Source organism: Kitasatospora aureofaciens (assembly GCF_019192735.1).
In the GTDB taxonomy this organism is placed as follows: Bacteria; Actinomycetota; Actinomycetes; order Streptomycetales; family Streptomycetaceae; genus Kitasatospora; species Kitasatospora aureofaciens_A.
In genome coordinates this window covers 178,481-204,337 of record NZ_JAHTKP010000008.1, presented here as the reverse complement: position 1 = coordinate 204,337, position 25,857 = coordinate 178,481, and the positions used below count along the sequence as shown (strand labels likewise).

Below are 25,857 nucleotides of genomic sequence, written 5' to 3'. Positions count from 1 at the left end.
GGGGCGACCCTGCATTGTTGGCACCTGGGAGGACAGGAGCGAGCGGAAGGGGCGACGCCGTGGCCGGCACACTCCCCGGGCCGGACCGTGCCACCGAGGACGGTTCGGAGGCCCTGGACGCGTACTCGCGGATCGTGACCACGGTCGCGGCCGCGGTGACCCCGCGCATCGCCGCCCTCCAGGTCGCGCGGCGCGGCCGGGGCGGCTGGTTCTCGACCGCGCTCGGCTCGGCGGTCGTCTTCACCGACGACGGCTTCCTGCTCACCAACGCCCACGTGGTCGGCCACGCCGACGCCGGCACCCTCGCCTTCGGCGACGGCACCACCGCGCCCTTCCACACCATCGGCGCCGACCCGTTCTCCGACCTCGCCGTCCTGCGCGCCGACGGGCCCACCCCGCCGCCGGTCCGCCTCGGCGAGGCCACCGCCCTGCGCGTCGGGCAACTGGTCGTCGCCGTCGGCAACCCGCTCGGGCTGGCGGGTACGGTGACCGCGGGCGTGGTCAGCGCGCTCGGCCGCTCGCTGCCCACCCGGTCGGGGAGCGCCGTGCGGATCGTCGACGACGTCATCCAGACCGACGCGGCGCTCAACCCCGGCAACTCCGGCGGCGCCCTCACCACGGCCACCGGCGAGGTCGTCGGCATCACGACGGCCGTGGCCGGCAACGGCCTCGGCCTGGCCGTCCCCATCAACGCGACCACCCGCCGCATCATCGCCACCCTTCTCGCCGACGGCCGCATCCGCCGCGCCTACCTGGGCCTCGCCGGCGTACCCGCCCCGCTGCCGCCCGCGCTGCGCCGGCGCACCGGCCAGCAGACCGGCCTGCGGATCGTCGAAGTCGTCCCTCGCGACCCGGCCGACCGCGCGGGCCTGCGGGAGGGCGACCTGCTGCTCACGGCCGCCGGCGAGCCGATGAGCAGCGCCCAGGCCCTGCAGCGCCTCATGCGCGCCGACGCCATCGGCCGCCCGCTCCCGCTCACGGTGCTGCGCGGCGACGCGCTGGTGGACGTCATCGCGGTGCCGACGGAGCTGCGCACGGAGGACTGATGGGCTCAACTACGGTGGCGCTGCGTGCACTTGCGGCGGCCCCCGGTGACGCCTTGGTGGGCGTCGGCGGATACCGGCAGGTCGTGCCCGGGCCGCTGCTGCCGAGCAGCGGCAGCAGCGGCCCCATCGGCTCCACCGGCCCGTCCGACTTGAGCGACGGCAGCCGTTTTCGCTCAGGCGTACTCGCGCAGCCGAGACCGCACACCGACGGCGGTCAGCGCGAGGGCCGCCGCGAGCAGCACGGCTCCCATGGTCGCCGTGATGGTGTCGAGGTCGTCGTCCGTGGTCGCGACCGCCTTGTCCATGGCGTTCTGGTTGACCGCCTGGACGTCGTCGAGGGCCGCCGCCAGGCGGGCGAAGTCGGCATTCGACTCGCCGGCCGCGGTGCCGGTGTCGTAGGCGATGGCTTCCTTGAGCCTGCCCTGGGCGTTGAGGTCGCGGATCTTCCGGTCGTCGCGCTGGTAGTCCTGGAAGGTGGCCAGGACGCGTTCGGCCGCGTCCTGTTCGCCGGCGAAGGTGATGTTGCGCAGTTCGTCGCCGAGGAAGCCGCCGAAGCCGACGGACGTGTGGTCGGCCCGGTGGCGGTCGGCGAGCGGGGCGAGGGCGGCGGGGTAGCCGGGCAGGGTGGTGCCGTTGACGCGGGCGAAGGTCTGGGTCTTGTCGAAGTAGCTCTGCTCGTACGCGGCGGCGCGGGCCGGGTCGCTGAGGAAGCGGCTCTCGTCGGCGTTGAGGTCGTAGGCGGTCGCGCGGGCGCGGCTGAGGGCGATCACCGAGTCGTAGGCGTCGTGTTTGGCGACGACGAGGTTGTGGTCGGCCCGGTTGAGCAGGACCACGCCCGTCACCAGTCCGCCGACGGTGAGCAGCGTGGCAGCGGCGAGCGGGACGTTCACCAGGCGCTGGTACCGGACGGCGAGCAGCCGTTGCAGCCCGGCGAGGGCGCCGAGGGCGAGCACGCCCGTGCCGAGGATCCACCAGAAACCGGACCCGAGATCGCCCCGCTCGGCGGTGAAACGCCGTTCCACGGTGGCCGAGTTGGCGGCGGTGACGCTGTCGGCGGCGGGCAGCAGACGCTGCCGCAGCAGGTCGGTGGCGGCGCGGTAGGCGGTGAGGGCGTCCGCGGGCGGGCGGCCGGCGGGGGCGTGGGCCTGGTCGTCGAGGAGCTGGGCGCGGGCCACCAGGGCTTCGTAGCGGCCGAGTTCACTCAGGACGGTCTGGACGGCGGTGCGGCCGGCCGGGTCGTCGGCGGTGGCCTCGGCGACGCGCTGGAGGTCGGTGGCGACCTGGGCGCGGCGCTGGTCGTAGGTGTCGAGGCTCTGCCGGCGGACCGTGGCGAAGTCCGGGTCGGCGCCGAAGAGGAGGAGGTTGGCGGCCTGCGCGTCCATGTCGTTGAGCGCGAAGTACAGGTCGGCGGAGCGGACCACCTGCGGGGCGGCCTGATGGCCTATGACGTCGGTGCCGTCCCGGGCGCCGCCGAGGATGGTGGCGGTGACGACGCCGGCGAGGGCCAGGGCAGCGAGGCAGCCGCCGGTGAGGGCGCGGACCAGGCGGGGCGTGGACCACGTGAGCGGGTTCCGCACCGGCCTCAGGCGGGGGGCGCGCGGCCCGGCGGGCGGGACGGCCGTGGCGGGCTTCGCCTCCCCGGGCGATTCCGCTGTCCGAACAACGACCGTACCGCTCGACGTACCCGGTGGCATCGCCGCGCGCCCCCTCTCCTGTTCTTCACTGGTTGCCGAAGGCCCCGGAGGAACCGGCCGGGGCCTGGGGTTCGGCGTGGTCCACCCCGGGCCCACAGGCCTGGTGACGAACCGTTTCTGCGCAGCTCACGCTAGGTGCGGTGATGAGTGGGACGGCCGTTCCTGACGGCTCCCTGACGCGCCGCGCGGTGATCTTGACGCAACCTTGGCGGTGCGGCCGTGCAGCTCCGTGCCGCTCTTCAGAACCGCGACCGGTGATGGCCGAAAACCACGCTCGCCGCCCGGACCGTCCGCCGCGGCATCGCCGCAGGCAGCGAGACCAGCAGCGCGGTGGCGCTGAACAGCGCGACGTGGCCACCCTCCGGCCACGGCCCCGCCCAGCCCAGCTCGGCGTGCCGGTGCTCGGCGAAGGCGTTGCAGCACAGCCAGGCGGCCAGACCGATCACCGGCGCCGCCGGGGGCCGGGAGAACGCGCCGAGCAGCCCGCACAGCGCCGCGTACGCGACGAGGGCGAACCAGCCCGAGTGCAACTCCCCCAGCGCGCCGAGCCCGAGCGCCAACGCGCCGCCCGCGACCAGCGTCACCGTGCCCGACACCGCCACCGGCAGCCGGTCCAGCACCGGGCGGTACCGCTGACCGCCCGGCCGGGCCGAATACATCCGCACGGTGAACTACCCCTTCGCGGCGATGAGTTCGGGCGCCGGACCGAACGGCAGATGCCACCGGGCCCGGCGGTGCAGGGCCTCCAGGTCGCGCTGGAGCGCGGGCGTCGGGACGGTGAGCACCGGGCAGCCGGCCTCGCGCAGGCAGTGCGCCGACACGGCCGGACGCAACCGGCGGCGCAGCAGGCCGCCGCTCTGCCCGAGTACCAGCACGTCGTCGGGCCGGTCGGCCACGTGTACGAGCGCCGGGCCGGTGTCGCCGCGCACCACCACCGGACGCAGCCTCACCCCCGGGTCGACCCCGCCGAACGCCGCGTCGAGCGCGTCGTGGAGCCGCTGCTCGGCAGCGTCCCGAACGGCGGAGAGCAGCGGCGGGCAGGGCGAGCGGCGGTAGCCGAACTCACCGCCCGGCGGCTCCCAGGCCAGCACCGGTACCACCTCGGCACCGGTCCGGTGCGCCTCGGCGACGCCGCGGTGCAGCGCCGCCAGACTCCCCAGCGACCCGCTGACCCCGACCACCACCCTGGGTGTCCCGCTGCCCTCGTACCGCCGGCTGCCGTGCATGATGCGTCCTCGTGTCGTCGTTCGCTGTGTCGGGTTCCAGCCAACCGTCGGGCGACCCCCACACCCCGCGGTCTTGACGCTTCCCTGACGCCCCCACCGGCCTTCCCAACGGACTCCATACGCCAGCCGAACGGCGGACGGTGTGCCAGGGAGCCGGGGACGGTCGGCGGCCGGGCAGGGCGCCCTGCCAAGGGAGCGTCAGGGCGGGGCTCCGGGGTGCCAGGGGTTCGTCAAGAGGGCGAGCCGGAAGCCCTCGGCCCTCGTTACTGAAACCGTGACCACGACCAGGCCCTGCCGTCACCCCGTAAGGCGATGAACGGCCACCGATCACCCCGGAGCGCGCGCGAGGTCCAGGACGTACGCCATACCGCCCCCGGGGGCGGGTTCGGCGGTGAGTTCGCCGTTCATGGCCTCGACGAAGCCCTGGGCCACCGTCAGGCCCGGACCGCCGGGCGCCGGGCCGGGGGCGGTGACCCGGACGTGCACCCGCCCGGCCACGGCGCCGGCGTCGACGACCGCCGGGCGGGCCGCCGCGGCGAGGACGTCGGCGACGGCCCGTTCCAGCAGACCGGGGTCGGCGAGGACGGGCGGCAGCCCGTCGGCGAGCACGGCCCGGACCGCGGCGGGCTCCCCGGGCAGCGAGGCCACCGCCGCGGCCACCACCTCGCCTACCGCCGTCGGCCGCAGCACCACGGGTATCACCCCGGCCCGCAGCCGGCTGAGGTCCAGCAGGTTGGCCACCATCCGCTCCATCCGCTCCGCCGCGCCCCCGATCCGGGTGCCCTCCGGCGTCGGCAGCGCGGCGGCCTCCCGACGGACGGCCGCGAGCGGCGCCCGCAGGTCCTGGCCGACCGCGTCCAGCAGGGCGGTGTGCAGCGCGTCGGTGTGGGCGAGGGACTCGGCGGCGGAGGCCTGGGCGGCCAGCCGCTCCCGTTCGCGGGCCAGGCGCAGCTGGGTGACGTACGGGCCGAGCAGCCGGGTGTCCTCCTCGGTGAGCGCGGGGCCGCGCAGGGCGAGGACGGCGTCCCGGTCGAGCTCGACGGTGAGCGTGGCCTCGTCGGGGCGCAGCGGGACGACGGCGCCGGAGGCGGCGGCGGGCTGCCAGAGCGGTCCGGTCCGTACCAGCACCACGGCGCCGTCGAGGCCGAAGACCTGGCGCAGGTCGGCGACGAGTTCCGGCAGCGCCCGGGCGCCGGATTCGACGGTCTCGCCGGCCAGCCGGGCGAGGACGGCGGCCTCGGCGCGGGCCCGGTCGGCCTGCTGGCCGCGGCGGGTCAGGCCGTCGATGAGGTGGGAGATGATCCCGGCGACGGCGAGGAAGAGCAGCAGCGCGGCGAGGTCGGCGCCCCGGTCGACGACGAGGCTGTGCCAGGGGCTGGTGAAGAAGTAGTCGGCGGCGAGCGCCCCGGCGGCGGTGCTGGCGGCGGCGGGCAGCAGCCCGCCGAGCCGGGCGGTGGCGGTGACGGCGAGCAGCAGGCAGAGCAGGACGCCGGAGAGCGCGAGCGAGGTCCGCAGCGGGGACAGGGCCCAGGCGAGGGCGGCCGTGCCGGCCGGGCCGAGCAGCCACGCGAGGCGGCGGCGGGGCAGCGGGACGGCGGCCGGGCGGCGGCGTCGGGGCGCGGGCGGCACGGCGAGCAGGCCGGGTTCGGGCGCGGGCAGCACGCGGACGTCGATCGGTCCGGCGAGCCGGATGACCCGGTTGATGACCGAGCCGGTGGCGAGTTCGCGCAGGCGGCTGCGGCTGGTGGGGCCGAGCAGGATCTGGGTGGCGCTCTCGGCGTGGGCGAAGCCGACCAGGGCGCGGGCGACGTCGCCGCCGCTCACCTCGACGTAGCTGCCGTGCAGTTCGCGCAGCAGGGCGCGCTGGCCGGCGAGGGCGGGCGGCTCGCGGGTGGCGGTGGCGTCGTCGGGCCGGACGTGGACGCCGATCAGGTCGCCGTGCACCCGGGTGGCGGTGCGGGCGCCGCGGCGGATGAGGTGTTCGCCCTGCGGAGCGCCGTTGAGGGCGACGAGGATGCGCTCCTTGGTCTCCCAGGGGGCCCGGATGCCGTGCCGTGCGCGGTAGTCGGCGAGTTCCTCCTCGACCCGGTCGGCGAGCCAGAGCAGGGCGAGTTCGCGCAGGGCGCCGAGGTTGCCGGCCCGGAAGTAGTGGTCGAGGGCGATGTCGACCCGGTCGGGCGGGTAGATCTCGCCCTGGGCCATCCGGGAGCGCAGGGCCTGCGGGCTGAGGTCGACGAGTTCGATCCGGTCGGCGCCGCGGACCACCTCGTCGGGGATCGTCTCGCGCTGGGCGACGCCGGTGATCTGCTCGACGACGTCGTTGAGGCTCTCCAGGTGCTGGATGTTGAGGGTGGTGGCCACGTCGATGCCGGCGTCGAGCAGGTCGCGCACGTCCTGCCAGCGTTTGGGGTGGCGGCTGCCGGGGGCGTTGGTGTGCGCGAGTTCGTCGACGAGGGCCAGTGCCGGGCGGCGGTCGAGGAGGGCGCCGGTGTCGAGTTCGGTGAGGTCCATGCCGCGGTAGGCGACCGGGCGGCGGGGCAGCACCGGGAGGTCGCCGAGCTGGTTCTCGGTGCCGCGGCGGCCGTAGGTCTCGACCAGGCCGACGACGACGTCCGTGCCCTCGTCGTGCAGCCGCCGGCCCTCGGCAAGCATGGCGTACGTCTTCCCGACCCCCGGCGCCGCCCCCAGGAACACCCGCAGTCGTCCGGTCACCGCCGAGCCGCCACCTCCTCCGGGTCCATCCTCCGCCACGCGTGCCCGGGGACGCGACCGGCGACTGGTGGACCGGCTCTGACCTGGGGTTTTGTGGCAACCGACAAAACCTCCACGCTGTGGAGGTGCCAGTTCGTCCGGATTGCCCTTGTTCCGGTCCGGCCGTCCGGCGAAGGATTGCCGGGCCGTCCGGAGGGACCGATTCCGGACGGGTACCTGCACCAGAAGGCTTCCCTCATGCCGCAGAACGCCCACATCGAGCAGTACGGGGTGGACACCATCCCGGACGCCGAGCGCACCAGCACACCGCGCGACGTCGCCAGCATCCTCATCGGCTCCAACCTCGCGTTCGGTGTCGTCGTGTTCGGCTGGCTGCCGGTCTCGTTCGGGCTCTCGTTCTGGAGCAGCCTCAGCGCACTGGTGATCGGCACCGTCGCCGGCATCGTCCTGACCGCGCCGCTCGCGTTGGTGTCGCTGCGCACCGCGACCAACCTGTCGACCAGCTCCGGCGCGTTCTTCGGGGTCCGGGGCCGACTGATCGGCTCGGTGGTCGGGCTGCTGCTGTCGCTCGGGTACACGGCGCTGGCGCTGTGGGTGGGCGGCGACGTCGTGGTCGGCGCGCTCAACCGGATGCTCGGGCTGCCCACGGACGGCGTGGCGTACGTGGCGACGTACAGCGTGCTGGCCGTGCTGAGCGCGACCGCCGCCGTGTTCGGCTACCGGCTCCTGCTGAAGCTGGAGCGGGTGCTGATGTGGGCGATGGGCGCCCTGCTGCTGGCCGGGCTGTTCGCGTTCGCGCCGCACTTCAACGGCTCTGCTCACGGCGCCTACCTGCTGGGCGGCTTCTGGCCGACCTGGCTGTTGGCAGTGGTGGCGGCCGGGCTGAGCGGGCCGATCGCGTTCATCACGCTGCTGGGCGACTACACCCGGTACGTCTCCCCCGCCCGGCACTCGGAGCGCAAGGTGCTGTGGTCGACCTGCGTGGGCCTCTTCCTCGGCCTTCTGATCCCCCAGCTCTTCGGCACCTTCACCGCGGTGGCCACCGGCGCGGGCAACGACTACGTGCACGGGCTGATCGCCGGCGCCCCGGCCTGGTTCCTGCTGCCGCTGCTGCTCAACGGCCTGCTGGGCAGCGCGGGCAACACCGGCCTGATGCTGTACAGCATGGGCCTGGACCTGGACGCGATCCTGCCGCGCGCCACCCGGCTGCAGGCGACGTACGTCGTGGCGGCCCTGGCGACCGTGCTCGTCTTCCTCGGCCACTTCGTGTGGAACGCGCAGGACGCCGTCACCTCGTTCGTGCTGGTGCTGACCGCGATCGGCACGCCGTGGGCGGTCATCACGCTGATCGGGCACCGCCGCTTCCGGGGCGACTACGACCAGGAGTCGCTGCAGGTGCTCAACCAGCGCACGCGCGGCGGCATCTACTGGTACCGGGCCGGCTGGAACCTGCCGGCCACGGTCGCCTGGGCGGCAGGCAGTGCGCTGGGGCTGTGCGCCGTGGACACCCCGGCCTACCAGGGGCCGCTGCTGTCCCTGACCAGCGGGGTCGACGTCAGCTTCCTGCTGTCGGGGGCCCTGGCAGCCGGCCTCTACCTGCTGCTCTCCCGTGGGGCGCGGGGCAAGGCGCCGGCGCGGCCCGCGCGCGAGTCGCTTCAGGAGCCCGCGCACGAGGACCGGCGCGAGGCCGCCGTCTGATCGTCTCCCCCTGCTGATCGTCTTCACTCGTGACTCCTGATCGCATGGTGCTATCGTCACTAGCACCATGTTGCTGAAGCTGGACACCGGCGACGCCCGCCCCCTGCACGAGCAGGTGGCGGGCGCGATCCGTCGGGCCGTCGCCGAGGGCGAGTGCGCCCCCGGGGACAAGCTGCCGCCCGCCCGGGACCTCTCCCGGGCCCTCGGCGTCAACACCAACACCGTCCTGCGCGGGCTGCGCGCCCTGCGGGACGAAGGCGTGCTGGAGTTCCGCCGGGGCCGTGGCATCACGGTCGCCGCGGACGCCGACACCCGCGCCGAACTGGTGGACCGCGTACGACAGTTGATCGCCGACGCGGCCCGGGCCGGCTACAGCAGGAACGATCTCGTGGATCTGATCAGGGGGATGTCGTGACGGACTCGGAGCCTGTACAAGAGGGGCCCGTAGCCGAGGGGCCCGTAACGGACGGAAAGCGGCCGCGCCGGGGAGGGATCTGGGCGGGGGCGGCCTGGTCGGCCGGCGTGCTGGCCCTGCTCGTCGCCCTGCCCTGGGCGGCCCGCCACCGGATGCCCGACCCGGTGGCCACGCACTGGAGCGGCAGCAAGCCCGACGGCTCGATGTCGCTGACGGCGGCGATGCTCTTCCCGGCCGGCATCTGGCTGGTCCTGGTGCTGGGCGCCGTCGTGGCCCGCCGCTTCTGGGGCGGTCAGAAGCCCGGCCTGCCCGGGGCGCTGCTGGCGGGCGGCGGGGTGCTGCTGACGGGGGCGCAGGCCTCGATCGTCCACGCCAACCTGGACCGGTCGCGGTGGCAGGACGCCGCCCCGATGGACGCCTGGGTCGTCGCGATCATCGCGGGGACGGGCGTGGCGGGCCTGCTCGCCTGGCTCGCCACCCGGAAGCCCGGCGCCGCCGCCGGCGCCCCGCCCCGCAGCCCGGTGATGACGATCCCGGCCGGGGCGCAGCTGGTCTGGCTCTCCCGCACCAGCAGCCCGGGGCTGCAGGTGTTCGCAGCCCTCCTCGGCCTCGGCTCGGTCGGCACCGCGCTGGCCAGTGCCACCGGGCTGACCGGGCTGAGCTGGTCACTGCTGACCCTTCTCACGCCCACCTCGCTGATCGTGCTCGCCTGCTCCTCGGTGCAGGCCCGGGTCACCGCGAACGGGCTGGACGTCGGCTTCGGCCCGTTCGGCCGGCCCGGACGGCACTGGTCCCTGGACGACATCGCCTCGGCGCGCGCCGAGGAGCGCACTCCGGCGCAGGCGGGCGGCTGGGGTTACCGGATGAACGGACTGGGCACCACCGTGATGCTCCGCAAGGGCATCTGCCTGGTCGTCCGCACCCACCGGGGCGCCGAGTTCGCGGTCAGCGTCGACGATGCCGAGCGCGGCGCGGCCCTCCTCAACTCGCTCACCGCGCGCGCCGGCACGCCGGCCACCTGACGCGAGGGCGCCGTCCGGTCCGCCACCCGGCCGACCGGGCGGCGCTCCGGTGGCGGGCCCGGACGTCTGCGGTCAGGCTGGACCGCGGTCGGACGGCTCGGTCGGACGGACGGCTTGGTCGGACGGCTCGGTCGGACGACGGTGATCCTCAGGTCGGCCGACCCGGAGCGGGACGCAAGCGGCAGCCGGACGCGGACGGGCGGTGGTGCGGGTGGTCGGCGACGGCGGTTTCCCGTCGCGCGGGGTGTGGCGCCGGCCCGCGCTGCGCTGGGTGGACCTGCTGGTCGCCGCCGCGCTGCTGGCCCTGCTGTACGGGCTGCTGCGGCTCGCACCCTCGCTGAACGCGCCGTTCCTGCCCGACCAGGCACCGGCGACGGTCTCCACCGACCCGTCCAACCTGCCCTACTACGCGGTGCGTTCGCTGCTGCGGATGTTCGCCGCGCTGGTCGCCTCGGTCCTGTTCACCTTCGTCTACGCCACGGCCGCCGCCCGGCTGCGGCGGGCGGACAAGGTGCTGCTCCCGGTCCTGGACATCCTGCAGTCGGTGCCGATCCTGGGCTTCCTCTCGATCACCGTCACCGCGTTCATCAACCTCTTCCCCGGCTCCACGCTCGGCCTGGAGTACGCGTCGATCTTCGCCATCTTCACCTCGATGGCCTGGAACATGACCTTCGCGTTCCACTCCTCGCTGATGAGCCAGCCGCGCGAGCTGGACGAGGCCGCCCGCGTGATGCGGCTGACCAAGTGGCAGCGGTTCTGGCGGCTCGACGTGCCGAGCGGCATGATCCCGCTGGTCTGGAACGGGATGATGAGCTTCGGCGGCGCCTGGTTCTTCCTCGCCGCCTCCGAGTCGATCAGCGTCCTCAACCACCACTACGCGCTGCCCGGCATGGGCTCCTACGCGGCCACGGCCATCGCGGCCGGCGACCTCGGGCAGGTCGGCATCGCGATCGGCGTGATGATCGTCATGGTGATCGGCGTCAACGTGCTGTTCTGGCGGCCGATGACGGCCTGGGCGGAGCGGTTCCGGGTGGAGGAGGCGGAGTCCGCCGACCGGCCGCGCAGCGTCGTCCTCGACCTGCTGCGCCGCTCCAGTCTGCCCGAGCTCGCCGCCCGCCCGCTGCGCCCGGTCGGGCTCGCGCTGGACCGCGGCACGCGGGTCTTCGGCCTCGCCGAGCACCCGCTCTCCCGCACCGTCGTCCGGGAGCGCACCGGGGACGTGTTCTTCGCGGGCGCCGTCGCCGCGATCGTCGTCTTCGGCGCCTGGCAGGCCTTCAACTACCTCGCCACCACCGTCGGGCTCGGCGAGTTCGGCCACGCGTTCGCCGTGGGCGCGGCCACCTTCGGGCGGGTGGTGGTGCTGCTCGCGGTGGCGACGGTGGTGTGGGTGCCGGTCGGGGTGTGGATCGGGATGAACCCGAAGGTCACCCGGTTCGCCCAGCCGGTGGTGCAGGTGCTGGCCAGCTTCCCGGCGAACTTCCTGTTCCCCTTCGCCACCGCCGCGTTCGTCGCCCTCGGGATCTCGCTCGACGCCGGGTCGATCCTGCTCATGGCGCTCGGCGCGCAGTGGTACATCCTGTTCAACGTGATCGCCGGCGCGTCCGCGATCCCCACCGACCTGCGCGAGGCGATGACCGGCTTCCAGGTCCGCGGGCGGCTGCGCTGGCGCGCGTTCATCATCCCGGCGGTCTTCCCGTACTACGTCACCGGCGGGATCACCGCCGCCGGCGGCGCCTGGAACGCCGCGATCGTCGCCGAGGTCGTCGACTACGGCTCGCACCATCTCACCGCCACCGGGCTCGGCGCGTACATCGCCGATGCCACCGGCACCGGGAACTTCCCGAAGATCCTGGTCGGGGTGAGCGTGATGAGCGTCTACGTGGTCGCGCTCAACCGCCTGCTGTGGCGCCGGCTGTACCGGCTCGCCGAGACCCGCTATGCGCTGTGACCCGTCGTGCACTGCTCTGCGCCTTGACCTGCTACGCCCTCCGAGGAGCCGACCGCGATGACCACCAGCACGCGCACGACGATCGTCGAGGCCACCAACGTCACCAAGACGTTCACCACCCCGGACGGGCGTGCGCTGCCGGTGCTCGACGACATCAGCCTGCACCTGGTCGAGGGCGAGATCGTCGCCCTGCTCGGCAAGTCCGGCTCGGGCAAGTCCACGCTGTTGCGCTGCCTGGCCGGGCTGATTTCCCCCTCCTCCGGAACGGTCGCCTACCGCGGCACCCCGCTGCGGGCCGCCAACCCCGGGGTGGCGATGGTGTTCCAGTCCTTCGCCCTACTGCCCTGGCTCACCGTCCAGCAGAACGTCGAACTCAGCCTCCAGGCGCGGGGCGTGGGCGAGGAGGAGCGGCGGGAGCGGGCGCTGCGGGCGATCGACCTGATCGGTCTGGACGGCTTCGAGGGCGCCTACCCCAAGGAACTGTCCGGCGGGATGCGCCAGCGGGTCGGCTTCGCCCGGGCGCTGGTCGTCGAGCCGGACGCGCTGTTCATGGACGAGCCGTTCTCCGCGCTCGACGTGCTGACCGCCGAGAACCTGCGCTCCGAGCTGGTCGGGCTCTGGGACGGGCACGAGGCCCCGGTCAAGTCGATCCTGATCGTCACCCACAACATCGAGGAGGCGGTGCTGCTGGCCGACCGGATCCTGGTACTGTCCAGCAACCCCGGCCGGATCCGCTTCGAGCTGACCGTCGACCTCCCGCGCCCGCGCGACCGGCGCAGCCCGCAGTTCGAGGCGCTGGTCGACACCGTCTACGGCATCCTCACCGGCCGCGAGGAGCAGCCCGCCGCCGAACCCGCCGCCCGACAGGCCACCCCGATCACCACCCCGCTGCCGCCGGCCAGCGTCGGCGGGCTGGCCGGCCTCCTGGAGATCCTGCTCGCGATGGGCGGCGAGGAGGGCCTGGCCGAGATCGCCGACGAGCTGAACTTCGAGGTCGACGACCTGCTGCCGCTGGTCGACGCCGCCGTGCTGCTGGGCCTCGCGACGACGAGCGACGGGCGGCTCGCGATCACCGCGACCGGGCGCGAGTTCGCCGCCGCCGACATCCTCACCAGCAAGCAGCTGTTCGCCCGCATCGCCGCCCGGCGCGCGCCGCTGGTCCGGGCGATCGTCCAGGCGCTGGCCGCGACCGAGGACCACAAGCTGCGCGAGGACCTCTTCCTCGACCTGCTGCGCGCCGGCTACGACGCGGACGACGCACGGCGGCAGCTGGAGACGGCGATCGACTGGGGCCGGTACGGCGAGCTGTACGACTACGACGCGGACGACGCGGTGTTCCACCTGGAGCCGGGGACGGAGGCGGACGCGGCGCTGTAGCGATGCCATAGCGGAGATGTAGCCGGTCGGACACTCTCCGTCTTATTGAAAAGAATTATCATTTCATTCTAGGATGGCGCACACTTCGCACATGCCTGGAGTGAGGACGACGTGACGTTTCATCAGATAGACCGCCGCACCCTGTTGCGCGGCGCCGGTGCGCTCATGGCCGGCGGGCTGCTCGCCGCCTGCAGCAGCGGCGGCTCTTCGAGTCCCCAACTGTCCACCAGCGCCGGGCCGTCCGTGGCGCCCCGCAAGGGCGGGCGGCTGCGGGCCGCCTTCGCCGGCTCGGCCGCCGAGACCACCAGCGTGCTCCAGGCCACCGGCAGCGCCGTCGACTACGTCCGCGCCCGGCTGATCTGGGACACCCTCGGCGAGATCGACGGCAGCGCGACGGTCTGGCGGCTCGCCGAGTCCGTCGAGCCCAACACCGACGCGACCCGCTGGACCGTCCGCGTCCGCGACGGCGCGACCTTCAGCGACGGGCGCAAACTCACCGCCGAGGACGTGCTGTTCAGCCTCCGCACCCTGGCCGGGAACCCGACCACGCAGGCCGGGCAGCTCAGCGGCCTGGATCCGGTGGCGAGTTCGGTGCGCGATCCGCGGACGCTCGACCTGGCGCTGAAGGCTCCGGACGGCTTCTTCGACCTCGCCCTCGCTCAGTCCGTCTTCGTCTTCCCGGCCGGCACCACCGACTTCGAACACGCCCTGGGCAGCGGGCCGTTCGTCCTCAAGAGCTGGACCCGCGGCGCGAGCAGCCTGCTCACCGCGCGCACCGACTACTGGGGCGCCTCCCTCGGCGGCGGCCCGTACCTGGACGAGATCGAGCTCGCCTCGGTCGCCGACGCGGGCGCCCGGCTCAACGGTGTCAAGGCGGGCCAGTTCGACTACGCCGGCGGCGTCTCGCTCACCGCCGCCCGGGCCGAGGCGAAGAACCCGGACCTCCGGATCGTCACCGCCCCCCAGGAGTTGTGGAGCGATCTCGCCCTCACCATGAACCTCGGCGCCCAGCCGTTCACCAAGCCCGAGGCCCTCCAGGCCGTGCGCTACGCGATCGACCGCGAGGCCATGGTCCGCACCGTCACCCTCGGGTACGGCGAGGTCGCCGACGACGCGCTCGGACGCCACCAGTCCTGGTACGACACGACGTTGCCGCGCCGCGCGCACGACCCGGAGAAGGCGAAGAAGCTGCTCGCGGACGCCGGGCTCGGCGACGTCAGGCTCTCCGTCCGCACCAGCGACTACGAGTACGGATCGCTGGAGAGCGCCACCGCCTTCGTGCAGCAGGCGCAGGCCGCCGGAATCGCGGTGACCGTCGACAAGATCCCGGCCGCCGACTACTACACCGACATCAAGACCCTGCTCAGCACGCCGCTGCAGACCAACCTGTACCACGCGATGCCGCTGCCGCTGCAGCTCTCCTTCTTCTACGGTTCCAAGGCGTCCTACCCGTTCACCGGGCCCGCGAGCCCCACCCTGGACGGGCTGATCGCCGCCATGCACACCACCGTCGGCAACGACGCGAAGCGGGCCAAGGCCGTGCACGACGTCCAGCACCACCTCTACGACCTGGGCGGGGACGCGGTGTTCGCCCGGATCCCGCCGGTCGCGGCGACGAAGCCGTCGGTGCAGGGCGTCCAGGCCCGCGGGTTCTTCGACTACCCGTGCCTGCGCGACGCGTTCCTCGGCTCGTGAGGGGTGTTCCTCGGCTCGTGAGAGGTGTTCCTCGGCTCCTGAGGCGCGCGCTTCGAGCGAGCGCCGGGGCCGTCGGGACCCTGCTGGCGGCCTCGGCGCTGGTCTTCGCCACCACCGCGCTCGCCCCCGGGGACGCGGCCACCGCCCGTCTCGCGGGGCGCGCCGGTCCGGAGCAAATCGCGGTGTTGAGGCATCAGTTGGGCCTGGACGATCCGCCGTGGACCCGCTACCTGCACTGGCTCTGGCACGCCCTGCACGGCGACCTCGGCACCTCGTACGCCAACGGGACGCCCGTCTCCCAGCTCGTCGCCGAGCGGGCCGGCAACTCGCTGCTGCTCGGCGCGGTGACGGCGCTGCTGCTGGTGCCGCTGGGGGTCGGCCTCGGGCTGTGGGCCGGGCTCCGGGCCGGGCGGGCCGCCGACCGGGTGGTGTCGCTGGGCACGCTCACGCTGGTCAGCCTCCCGGAGTTCGTAGTCGGGACGCTCCTGGTGCTGCTGTTCGCGGTCGGGCTCGGCTGGCTGCCTGCGGTGTCGGTTCCGGCGGCCGGGCAAAGCCCGTTCACGCAGCCGGAGTTGCTGGTGCTACCGGTGCTCACGCTGCTGTCCGTCAGTCTGGCGCAGAACGTGCGGTTGGTGCGCTCCGGGGTGATCGAGGCGGCCGGGTCGGACGCGGTCCTCGCGGCCCGGCTCGGCGGGGTGCCGGAGCACCGGGTGGTGCTGCGCTGGATCCTGCCCGCCGCCGTCGTCCCGGCCGTCCCCGTTCTCGCCCGCTACCTCGCCTACCTGCTCGGGGGCACGCTCGTCGCCGAGTCGCTGTTCGGCTACCCGGGGCTGGCCACTGCGCTGGTGAACGCCACCGCCTCCCGCGACACGCCCGTCGTGCTCGGGATCGCCCTGCTCGTCGCGGGCCTGACCGTCACCCTCAACCTCGCGGCGGACGCCCTCGCCGCGCTGCTCAACCCCGCGGCCAGGAGGGCACATTGACCACCTTGCTGCGCCTGCGGACCGCGCTGGCCGCCATCGTCCTCAACCCCGCCGCCAGGAGGGCGCGTTGACCACCGTTCGAGCCACCGTTCGCGCCGCTGTTCCGAAGCGGCGGCGGCTGCGGGCCTGGGCGGCCGGGGGCGTGCTCGCCGCCACCGTCCTGCTCGCCCTGGCCGGGCCCGCCCTCGCCCCGCACGGCCCCGGCGAGGTCCTCGACCTGCCGTACGGCCCCGCCGGCGGGGCCGCCCCGCTCGGCACCGACCACCTCGGGGCCGACCTGCTCAGCCGATTCCTGCACGGCGGGCGCTCGTTGGTGCTGCTCTCGCTCGGCGCGCTGGGCGCCGCCTACCTGGGCGGCGCCGTCGTCGGCATGACCGCCGCCCTGCGCGGCGGGCGGCTCGACGCCTGGGTGCTCCGGGGCGCCGACGTGCTGCTCAGCCTGCCCGCCTTCCTGCTGCTCAGCGTCACGGTCGTGGCCACCGGGCGCGGCAGCCTCGGGGTCGGGGCGGCGGCGGCCGTAGTGCTGTTCCCGGAGATCATCCGGGTGGTCCGGGCGTGCACGCTCCAGGCCCTGCAACACGACTACGTGGAAGCCTCGTTGGCACGCGGGGAGCGCACCTGGTACGTCCTGGTGCGCGAGGTGCTGCCCAACGCGGCGCCCGTCCTCACGGCGGACGCCGGGGTCCGGTTCGTCGGGGCGGTGTTCATCGTCTCCACCGCGTCCTTCCTCGGGTACGGCGCACAACCTCCGGACGCCGACTGGGGGTTGATGATCCTCGAAAACCGGGACGGACTGTCGCTCCAGCCCCTCGCGGTCGCCGTCCCGGCGGCCGCGCTGCTGGTGCTGCTGCTGACCGTCAACCTGCTCGTGGACAGCGCATTTCCGGGGGTGGCGGTTCGACGGCGCGCGGTTCAGCTCGCTGCTGAACCCGAGCCCACTGCGCCCGAATCCGGCGATTCCGCGCTCTCCGTACGGGAGTTGACCGTCCGGGCGGAAAGCGGGAGCACAGTGCTCGACCGCGTCGACCTGGACCTCGCACCCGGCCGGATCCTCGCCCTGGTCGGGGCGTCCGGCAGCGGCAAGACCACGCTCGCACTGGCCGCCCTCGGGGAGGTCCGCCCCGGGCTGGCGGTCGCCGGGGGCACGGTCCGCCTCGCCGGGCAGTCCGTCCTCGGCCTGCGCGAACGCGCCCTGCGCGCGCTGCGCGGACGCCACGCCGGGTACGTCCCGCAGGATCCGCGCACCTCGCTCGCGCCCACGCTGCGGGTCGCCGACCTGGTCGGCGAGTTCCTGCGGGCGCGTGCCGTACCGCGCAGCGACCGTCCCGAACTCGTAGCAGCCGCCCTCCGATTGGCCCGACTGCCGGACGATCCGGCCTTCCGGCGGCGCCTGCCGCACCAGCTGTCGGGCGGCCAGCGGCAGCGCGTCGCCCTCGCCGCCGCGCTCGCCCACCGGCCGGACCTGCTCGTCCTCGACGAGCCCACCAGCGCGCTCGACCCCGCCACCGCCGCAGGCCTCCTCGCCGACCTGCGGCAGCTGCGCGCCGACGGCGGCCCGGCGATCCTGCTCGTCGCCCACGACCTCGCCCAGGTGGCCGAGGTCGCCGACGAGGTCGCCGTCCTGGCGGACGGACGGATCGTCGAACGGGGGCCGGTAGCCGAGGTGTTGGCCCGACCGGCCAGTGCGGCCGGGCGACGGCTGGTCGAGGCGGTCCGCGTCACGGCCGCACCCAAGGCGCTCCCCCGGGTCGCCGAGCCCGTCCTCGAACTGGCCGGCCTCACCGCCCGGCGCGGCCGGGCGATCGTCCTGGACGGCATCGACCTCGTCGTCGCGCCCGGCGACTGCCTGAGCGTCGTCGGCCCGTCCGGCGGCGGCAAGACCACCCTGCTGCGCTGCCTCACCGGCCTCCACGGGGACTGGTCCGGGGAGCTCCGGCTTGCCGGCGCCGCCGTCCCCCCGGCCGTCCGGGATCGCAGCCGGGCGCAGCTGCGCCGCCTCCAGCTCGTCCCCCAGGACCCGCAGGACTCGCTCAACCCGCGCCACCCGGTGGGCGCGGCGGTCGCCCGCCCGCTGCGGCTCCACCGGCCCGACCTCGGCCCGGCCGACGTCCGGGCCGAGGTGCACCGGCTGCTGGACCGCGTCGGGCTGAGCGGTGAACACGCCGAGCGCCTGCCCGCGGGCCTCTCCGGCGGCCAGCGCCAGCGGGTGGCGCTGGCCCGCGCCCTGGCGGCCGGGCCGGACGTCCTCCTCTGCGACGAGGCCACCAGCGCCCTCGACCCGCCCACCGCCGCCACCGTCCTCGCCCTCCTCGACGAGCTGCGCCGGGAGCTGGACGTCGCCCTCGTCGTCGTCACCCACGACCTCACCGTCCCGGCCCGCCTCGGCGGCCGGATCGCGGTCCTCGCCGACGGCACCGTCCGCGAGACCGGCGAGGTCGCGGACGTCCTCGCCCACCCGGCCGATCCGGTCACCGCCCAACTCCTCACCGCCGTACCCGCCCTGCCCGAACCCGCTCCCACCAGGACACCGCACCCATGACCACCACCCGTTGGCTCCGCCGCCCCCAGCCGCGCCCGGCTGCCGCGCTCCGGCTGCTCTGCCTCCCGCACGCCGGCGGCTCGGCCGGCCTCTACCGCCCGTGGGCCGCCCTGCTGCCGCCCGACGTCGAGCTGCTGGCTGCCTGCCCGCCCGGCCGGGCGGACCGCCTCCACGAGCCGCTCCCCGACGACCTGCCCACCCTCGTCGCCGGGCTCGCAGCCGCCGTCGCACCGCTGCTCGACCGGCCGTGGGCGGTGTTCGGGCACAGCATGGGTGCGACCGTCGGCCACGAACTGATCCTGCACCTCATGCGCCGCGGCCACCGCCCGCCCGTCCACCTGTTCGCATCCGCCCGGGAGGCGCCGCAGTTCCACCATGGCGGGACCGTCCACCTCCTCGACGACGACGCCCTCTGCGCCGAACTCACCCGCCTCGGCGGCACGAACGCCGACCTGCTGGCCATCCCCGAACTCCGGGCGCTGGCGCTCCCCGCCGTCCGCGGCGACTACCGCCTGATCGAGACGTACACCAACCTCCCCCGGGCCCAACTCCCTTGCCCGGTCGCCGCCTTCATCGGCACGGACGACCACGAGCTCACCCCCGAGGAGGCCGCCGGCTGGGCCGACTGGACGGACGCCGGCTTCGAACTCCAGAGCTTCCCCGGCGGGCACTTCTACCTCTCCGACCAACCGGCCGCCGTCATCTCCGCCGTCCTTGACCGCCTCCGCACACCCGCCGATCGTTGAGCTGAAGCCCTCAAGGGCGTTTCCGAATAACAGCCGCCATCTTCGCTACTCGCGGAAAACGCGAGAAAGCCTGCGGCGAGGCTTCCCACTGTCACACACTGAGTCGCAGGGATATCCCCAGGGGAGGCTTCGTGGTGCAGAACGGAACTGAGCTCGCTGAGGCGCTCAAGGCGGTTCGGGCAGGCCTCGCCGCCGCCCAGGCGGAAGGCGACGGGGCGGCGATCCGGTTCAACGTCAAGGAGGTCACGCTGGATCTCGCGATCGAAATCCGCGCGAGCGGGGCGGCCTCGGGCGGGGTGAAGGCGTTTGTCGTCTCCACCGATACGAAGGGAGAGTGGTCCAAGTTGCGTGCCCACCGGTTGACGGTCAATCTGGAGGTCTCCGGCGCGGACGAGGTGCTGATCAACGGACATGCCTCGGACTTCGGGAGCACGGTCAGCGAGAGCCTGTTCGAGTAACCGGCCACGAGAGTGGGGGCACCGAGCTGGCCGAGGACCGTACAGGTGCTCGGCCCCGAAGGTAGGTACGGGTCCGGCACCTTGATCGCCCCAGGGTTGGTTCTGACCGCATGGCACGTCGTTTCGAGAGCGGGCGACAGCTCAACCGGGCCCATCGGCGCACAGGTGCGGGTGAAGGTCCTGCGTGATCAGCAGGAGCACCCGATGGAGGTCACCTGGGCCGGCGACCGGGAGCTCGATGCCGTGTTGTTACGAGCAGATCCCGGCCGACTCGGTCGCGACCTCGCACCGGCGAGGTGGGGTGAGCTGACCTGTTCGAGTCCGAGAGTCCACCCGGAGTGCTCGGCCGTCGGTTTTCCTCGGGCCATGCAGCACCAGGCCGTTCAGGCAGACGGGACCCGCGCAGTCGTCCACGACAACCGCGAAGTCATTGGTCGGGTCAGCCCCGTAACCGGTCTCAACGCGTCGAAGTACGACCTCGACGTCTCGAATGCACTGCCCCGCGACATCAGCGGCGCGATGGGCTGGAGCGGCCTGTCGGGAGCAGGACTGTTCTGCCACGACATCCTTGTCGGTCTGATCCTGGCGGTACCGGAAGCCTATCGGGGGCAAACCCTCTGGGCGCTGCCGATCCGGCGTCTCCTCGCACGCACCGACTTCACGGCCTTGGTGACGGAGCACACTGGTGTCGCGCCACGCCTGGAGTCCGCAGACCAGAGCGTCCACTTCCACGAACCGCCTATTCCGCGCCTATCGCCCTCATACCTGCTCTCGCCACAGGCCGAGGTCGTCCCGTTCACTGGCAGAGGAAAGGAGATCGCCCACCTCACCTCCTGGTGCACCAGCAGCCGGGTCGTCGACGTGTCGGTGGTCTTCGGTCCCGGCGGCGTGGGAAAGACTCGACTCGCCACCGAACTGACGCGGCGCATGACCAGCCGACGATCGCCGTGGACGGCGGGTTTTCTGTCCGATGTGCAGCGGGCAGGCGCGGAGCTTGAATCGCTTAAGACGAATCTCCGCCCGCTTCTGCTGGTGGTCGACTACGCCGAGACTCGTCTGGACCAGGTCGAGCAGGTGCTCAACCTCTTCACCGAGGCACGCCATGCGTACGACAAAGTCCGGGTGCTGCTGCTGGCGAGGACTACGCAGAGATGGTGGACAGATCTCGAGATGCAATGGCAGGGCTCCACGGTCATGGAGCGAGGCACAGAGGTGCAGCTGGGTCCGTTCGCGCTGCACGATCGTATCGGCAGCCCGGAGAGCACAGAGATTGCGGCCCAGGCCTTTCGTAGCCGTATCACCCACCTCGCGGCGCTTGAGTATGTGCCATCAAGTCACAGCGACAGCAGCTCAGTTCAGGCGACAGAGCCGCCGCCCGACGACCCTTCCGCGGCAGTTGTCGACGAAGTCATCGTGTCCATCCACATGACGGCCCTTGCCCGTGTTCTGGAGGGCAGTGACATCTCGATTGTGGACGCGGTCCGACCGGTCGACGTCCTGCTGACCCACGAGAGTCGCTACTGGCGACACAGCGTTCGATCACACGGTCTGGACGGCGCCTTTCGCACGCATGAGCTCCTACGACAACTCGTCGCAGTTCAGCGCATCGTGGGAGCCGAGAAGCGCCGAAACGCATTGAACGCCGTGATGGTGGCACTTCGCTTCCACGAACGGGACTTCGACTCCCCCACGCCTCCGGACCCCGAGCTCACTCGACGTCTCGAACAGATGCTCGCGGACCTCTACCCTGCAACGGACGGCGCTCGTTGGGGAGCGATGAGCCCCGATATCCTGGCCGCCGAACTCATCGTCCTGGCCGACCGCGAGAGTGACAACGAGCTTGTCGTACATGTTCTCCCCGATGCCGCTCTCTCCGAGGCTCAGCAACAGCATGCTCTGACCGCCCTCGCGCGGGCCTCCACTCACCAGCCCCAGCTTGCGGACAGAACCGCACGCGCAGTCGCCAGGGGGGCGGTCACACTCCTCCGCAAGGCTGTCGATGTCACCGCCGAGCTCCCGTCCGCGCAGGCGATCACCTGGCTGACCGCGCTCAAGTCCGCTGCGGTCCCCACCACGAGCAGTAATGGCGATGAAGCCGGTGATCAACATCGCCGAATCGACCGTCTCCTGGGGCAACTCAGGGCCTCCTCTGGAACAAGCCAGCTGACTGGCCTTCAATCGATCGGCCCCGTGCCGGAGCCCGATCCGTCGGACGAGGCACAACAGCCGGCCGGTTCCTCCCCCCAAAGCGACGCCAATGCCCCTGGGGCCTCCGATCGAAAATACCTCGCTGTTCTCCTGCCACCACAAGCTCACCCCGGCTCGCGAAAGCCGATTCCCGCCTGGTTCCTGTTCGCGAGCGGCGCAGTCATCAGCCCCCGCCAGAAGGAGAGGATGAATCGCGTCCTACGGTGCCTCGCAGACGAGGCGCGCCGATCCGGACGCTCCCTTCCCGCCCTCAACACCCTTCTCATCGGCGTGGACGCCTCCGTGAAGCTCAACCTCTCCTCCGAATCTCCCGCCATTGCACCATTCCACTCGGAAAGCTCCAACAGCGTGTGGCACTGCCCCGCCGATCAGGCGCTGCCGCCAGAATCCGGAGCCCACTCGTCATCGGATCCTTATCCGGCTCTGGTACATCTCGGCTGGGCACCCGACGGAACGATCACATTCGCCGATCTCGAACAGATCGGGATGATTCAGCTCGACGGCCCCATCAACCGCGCGCGATCCATCTTGGGCTGCCTGGCCTTCGAACTCGCCACGAGACCCATTGGTGACCGGCCGATCGCGCACACCACAGGCTTCTCCACTGATGCCCCTTCAACCCCGCACGCTTCCCTTGAGGATGCGCTCGCGGCCGCCTCCGCCCACGCGGCCGAAGCCCGCTCCGCGCTTCAGTCGCTCGGTGTTGAACATCCCCGCGATGCGCGTCTACTCGAGCCCTTGAACAGGCTCTGGCGACCGCGGCTGATCCTCAGTAGCCACCGGCCCACAGCCGATGCTGCCCACGAGCTTAAGCGCATCCTCAGCGCCCGCCCCCAGGTCGGTCCGGTAGTCGTCACTCACGCTGCATCCTCCGATCCGGGATCAATGACCCGATGGACCGTCACTCTCGGCAAGTTGATGACGGGTTCCCCGTACGAGCCGCGACGGTAGGAACGGTGTGATCCAGCTGGCGCCATTGCAGGCGCACCCAAACACCTTTCGGCCCACCAGCGTGGCAATCCGGTCAGTGCCAGGAGATCCGCCTCATCGGCATCGGCGGTTCAACGATTCTTTGACAGCGGAGCACTATGGATCGAAGGAGAGTCAGGCATGGGCATCTTCCGCAGTTCCCTCAACGAGCGACCCCGCTGGCTTGCCGACGAACTTGCCCTGATTCGAACTGAATTCGGGCAGGAGCAGCGCTCAGCCCAAGCCGAGCTCCGCACCCTTCACGCCGAACTACGGCAACAATTCGGCACTGGGCTGGACAGCGGACTGCAGGATCTCCGCAGCGAGCTGCGCGAGCTCCGTCGAGAACTCAATGACGCCCACAAGAGCATCACCGAAGCCCACCGCGAGGTGGAGTCTCTTCGACTTGAGCTCGAGGCGGCACGGCGTCGACCCGCAGAAGCAAGGACGCAGACCGTCGACATGGCAGGAGCGCAACTCGGCGCGTCGGCTTTCACAGCCGATCCCCACCGTAACGCCACAAACGCGCACCCACCCACCGTCGGACATGAGGAACCCACCCCCGACGGCCATGAGTCGGCGGGCCCGGAGCCGTCACCTGGTGAGCAGCGAACTCTCGGCGCCCTACTGGAACGTGCCGCGGGGGTCGGTGCCGCCGACGTTGCCTGCCATCGGGACACGTGGGCGTTCATCGTGGAACAGGCTGCCCAGAACTCTCATTTCCGGGTGCCCGGGATCGCCGCCCGCGGAGGCGACGACGACCAGACCAACGTGACCGTGTCTGGTCGAACCCTGATCGCTGTCCTCAGCGCTTTGCACACCACCGCTCGCTCGCGAAGGGCCTCGCGTGAGGATCGTGCGCTCGCGTCGACGTACTACAATCGTGTCGCCAGCGGCATCGGCGAGGCCACCCCTTCTCAGGTCAATACCACCAGGGTCCGAATTGTGATCGACGACCGCCCTCCGCAAACCGACGACAGCGGTAGCGCCTGAGCACCGACTCGCCACCGCCGTGCGACGGCTTCGGGCCACCGCGGGGTCATCTCCTCGCTAGGCGGCCCATACTTGCTCCATGCCAAGCGAGTTGAGATACGATCCGCCGCTGCGTCTGCCGGCCGTGGTCACCGACCGGTGGGGGCGGGTCGACACCGTCCTCGTCAATGACGGGCAGACCTTCTCCCTCCTCCTGCGGGGCAACCGCTTCGAGGGATCCAGCCTCGACGCGCTCGAACTCGCCGGCCGGCTCGACGAGGACGGGCTGCCGCCCGACCTGACCCGCCTCGACGAACTGTGCTCCTGCACCATCGAGTGGAGCACGCCCCTCCAGGTCGCCGGCCCGGACGGCGGGCGCCTCCCGGCCACCCTGCACGGTCGCGTGGTCCTCGGCGACCCCGGCCCCTCCGGCGGCCTCGACGCCCTGCACGTCACCCTCCGGCTCGACCTCCCCGACGGCGGGACGGTCGAGACCGCCGCCCCCTGGGAGGACATGGAGGACGCGCTCCTCGACCTCCGGCGCCAACTGCCGCCCGGCGTCCGCATCCTGGCCTGCATCACCTGCGCGCACTCGGACTACTCCCCGGCCGGCTCGGGCTTCATGGGCTCCATGGCCTGCTTCCGCGACAGCAAGGACACCTACCGCACGGTCAGCGGCAAACCCGGCCTCCTCGCCATCTGGGACCACCGGACCGGATTCACCCAGGAGACCTTCCACTGCCCGGAGTTCGAACCCCGCCGCCCGGGCACCGGCTACCGAGGATAGGCGCGGCCGCCCCCCGGGTCCTGGGCCTCAGAGGTGGTGCACCTCAGCGGAGTTGTCCACCCAGTGCCAGTCCACCGGAGCGTACTGCTTCTTCAGCGCGTTGCGCCCGGGCCCGTACCCCTTCAGGGCGGCCTCCACGGCGGCGGGCAGGGTGCCGAGGTCGTCCGGCACCGGGACACGGAGCAGCAGGTGCTGCTTGCGGTGGCAGAGCAGGAGCTCGCCGGCGGGCGTGCACTCCAGCAGGGCGAAGTGCTTGAGGGGCTTGAACGGCTTGTCCTCGGTGGACAGCCGGGAGCGCAGCTGCCCTTCGGCGGTCCAGGCGTACAGGCCGTAGCGGTTGAGGTGGAAGGCCCTCCCCCGGTGCGGGTCTGCCACCACGGTGAAGTCGAAGCCGGTGAACGGGCTGTCTTTCCTCCGGTCCAGCCCCTCCAGGCGGCCCCGCACCACGCCCTGATCGTCGAGGAGCGCGAAGCTGAACTCCTGGCCCAGGTTGGTGGAGCGGTAGAGCTTTCCGAAGACCGGGACGACGAACAGGTCGTCGCGCAGCGCCGCGGGCCGGGTCATCGTGGAGTCCTCGTACCTGCACAGGCTGCCGGACGTCCCGGTCAGCTCCGACAGGAGCTCCGTCAGCGAGGGCGAGGGGCGGTTGTCCCGCCACACCGGCGCGCCCCGGAACAGGACATGGGGGTACCGGTCGGCTTCGGTCTGCCGGGCGGTACGCGCGTCGAGGGTCGCGAGCGCCCGCAGCGGGGCCTTGGCGCCGGGGGCGAGGCCGCTGCCGGGCTCGGAGACGGCGACGATGTTGGGGCGCGCCCCGGACCAGTTGCTCAGCCCGTACTCGGACGTCATGCACAGCAGCCGGCCGGAGGGCGTGACGGCGATCGACGCGGCGAAGGGGTCGCCCGTCCTCGCCTTCTGCTCCTCCCAGCCCCAGGGCATCCGCCAGGAGGCGAGGACCTGGCTCAGGTCCGGGGAGATCAGGTGGGTGCTCCCCGGCGTCGAGCTGATCGCGATCGTCCCGTCCGGAAGGACCGCCAGGTTGTCCTTGTCCCCGTCCACGATCGCCCACGGCGTGCCGTCCGGCCGCGGGTGCCCGAACAGGGCGGTGGCGGTGGGCGTCCCGTCGGGGGCGTACCGAGTGATGACCCGGTGGTCGAAGTTCCGCTCGGCGGGGTCCGTCGCGCCGGGGGCCCAGCTGTAGCGCCGCACCGTGGACATCGCGTACGTGTCGCCGGAGGCCGTTGCCACGGCGTGGTGCGTCGCGAACCCCCACCCGTCGGCGGTGAGGTCGAGGCGGTGGGCGTCCACGAGCGAGGCGGGGATGATCAGGGGCAGGGTCAGCGTCCGGGTCATGATCGCCAT

At 72.6% G+C, this 25,857-nt stretch carries 19 protein-coding genes; 14 read left to right on the top strand and 5 right to left on the bottom strand.

The features are described 5' to 3' along the window. Positions 1–59: 59 nt before the first annotated feature. On the top strand, positions 60–1,046 hold the full coding sequence (locus KV557_RS11735) for a S1C family serine protease (RefSeq protein ID WP_218199772.1): 987 nt from the start codon (positions 60–62) through the stop codon (positions 1,044–1,046). A gap of 173 nt (positions 1,047–1,219) precedes the next feature. On the opposite strand, the gene KV557_RS11730 is transcribed toward KV557_RS11735, so the two are convergent. From KV557_RS11730 to KV557_RS11715, 4 genes are all read right to left on the bottom strand, one after another. Continuing rightward, complete coding sequence (locus KV557_RS11730; RefSeq protein WP_218199771.1) at positions 1,220–2,623, bottom strand: hypothetical protein; 1,404 nt, start codon at positions 2,621–2,623, stop codon at positions 1,220–1,222. 356 nt (positions 2,624–2,979) lie between these two features. After that, the gene (locus KV557_RS11725) at positions 2,980–3,405 is read right to left on the bottom strand and encodes a hypothetical protein (protein ID WP_218199770.1); all 426 of its coding nucleotides are present in this window, start codon (positions 3,403–3,405) and stop codon (positions 2,980–2,982) included. A 6-nt stretch (positions 3,406–3,411) separates the two neighbouring features. Continuing rightward, positions 3,412–3,966: a universal stress protein gene (locus KV557_RS11720; protein ID WP_218199769.1), complete on the bottom strand. Its 555-nt coding sequence runs from the start codon at positions 3,964–3,966 to the stop codon at positions 3,412–3,414. Positions 3,967–4,293: 327 nt separating this feature from the next. Further along, positions 4,294–6,678 carry a DUF4118 domain-containing protein gene (locus tag KV557_RS11715; RefSeq protein WP_218199768.1) on the bottom strand — a complete coding sequence of 795 codons (2,385 nt, stop codon included), beginning with the start codon at positions 6,676–6,678 and terminating at the stop codon, positions 4,294–4,296. Between the two features lie 237 nt (positions 6,679–6,915). Between KV557_RS11715 and KV557_RS11710 the strand changes: the two genes are divergently transcribed. The 13 genes from KV557_RS11710 (at position 6,916) to KV557_RS11650 (ending at position 24,495) form a co-directional block, all read left to right on the top strand. Further along, on the top strand, positions 6,916–8,376 hold the full coding sequence (locus KV557_RS11710; RefSeq protein ID WP_218199767.1) for a purine-cytosine permease family protein: 1,461 nt from the start codon (positions 6,916–6,918) through the stop codon (positions 8,374–8,376). Positions 8,377–8,443: 67 nt separating this feature from the next. Continuing rightward, complete coding sequence (locus KV557_RS11705) at positions 8,444–8,791, top strand: GntR family transcriptional regulator (RefSeq protein ID WP_218199766.1); 348 nt, start codon at positions 8,444–8,446, stop codon at positions 8,789–8,791. A gap of 107 nt (positions 8,792–8,898) precedes the next feature. Next, entirely contained in the window at positions 8,899–9,813 is a 915-nt protein-coding gene (locus KV557_RS11700) for a DUF1648 domain-containing protein (RefSeq protein WP_308129861.1), read from the top strand. A 202-nt stretch (positions 9,814–10,015) separates the two neighbouring features. Then, on the top strand, positions 10,016–11,761 hold the full coding sequence (locus KV557_RS11695) for an ABC transporter permease (RefSeq protein WP_218199765.1): 1,746 nt from the start codon (positions 10,016–10,018) through the stop codon (positions 11,759–11,761). 57 nt (positions 11,762–11,818) lie between these two features. Next, on the top strand, positions 11,819–13,138 hold the full coding sequence (locus KV557_RS11690; RefSeq protein WP_218199764.1) for an ABC transporter ATP-binding protein: 1,320 nt from the start codon (positions 11,819–11,821) through the stop codon (positions 13,136–13,138). Positions 13,139–13,249: 111 nt separating this feature from the next. Next, positions 13,250–14,833 (top strand): ABC transporter substrate-binding protein, encoded by a 1,584-nt coding sequence (locus tag KV557_RS11685; RefSeq protein WP_218199763.1) that lies wholly within the window; start codon positions 13,250–13,252, stop codon positions 14,831–14,833. 17 nt (positions 14,834–14,850) lie between these two features. Then, entirely contained in the window at positions 14,851–15,816 is a 966-nt protein-coding gene (locus KV557_RS11680; RefSeq protein ID WP_218199762.1) for an ABC transporter permease, read from the top strand. A gap of 67 nt (positions 15,817–15,883) precedes the next feature. Next, positions 15,884–18,355: an ABC transporter ATP-binding protein/permease gene (locus tag KV557_RS11675; protein WP_256177250.1), complete on the top strand. Its 2,472-nt coding sequence runs from the start codon at positions 15,884–15,886 to the stop codon at positions 18,353–18,355. Further along, on the top strand, positions 18,352–19,101 hold the full coding sequence (locus tag KV557_RS11670) for a thioesterase II family protein (protein ID WP_218199761.1): 750 nt from the start codon (positions 18,352–18,354) through the stop codon (positions 19,099–19,101). Before KV557_RS11675 ends, KV557_RS11670 begins: the two co-directional genes overlap by 4 nt. Positions 19,102–19,232: 131 nt before the next feature. Further along, positions 19,233–19,559: a trypco2 family protein gene (locus KV557_RS11665; RefSeq protein ID WP_218199760.1), complete on the top strand. Its 327-nt coding sequence runs from the start codon at positions 19,233–19,235 to the stop codon at positions 19,557–19,559. Positions 19,560–19,571: 12 nt separating this feature from the next. Then, positions 19,572–22,718 carry a S1 family peptidase gene (locus tag KV557_RS11660; protein WP_308129860.1) on the top strand — a complete coding sequence of 1,049 codons (3,147 nt, stop codon included), beginning with the start codon at positions 19,572–19,574 and terminating at the stop codon, positions 22,716–22,718. Between the two features lie 159 nt (positions 22,719–22,877). Then, entirely contained in the window at positions 22,878–23,729 is an 852-nt protein-coding gene (locus KV557_RS11655; protein WP_218199758.1) for a hypothetical protein, read from the top strand. 79 nt (positions 23,730–23,808) lie between these two features. Continuing rightward, a complete protein-coding gene (locus tag KV557_RS11650; protein ID WP_218199757.1) occupies positions 23,809–24,495 on the top strand; it encodes a DUF6304 family protein in 687 nt (228 codons plus the stop codon). Between the two features lie 27 nt (positions 24,496–24,522). Here the strand turns inward: KV557_RS11650 and KV557_RS11645 are convergent, their stop codons facing one another. Then, positions 24,523–25,848 carry a hypothetical protein gene (locus KV557_RS11645; RefSeq protein WP_218199756.1) on the bottom strand — a complete coding sequence of 442 codons (1,326 nt, stop codon included), beginning with the start codon at positions 25,846–25,848 and terminating at the stop codon, positions 24,523–24,525. Positions 25,849–25,857 lie beyond the last annotated feature (9 nt).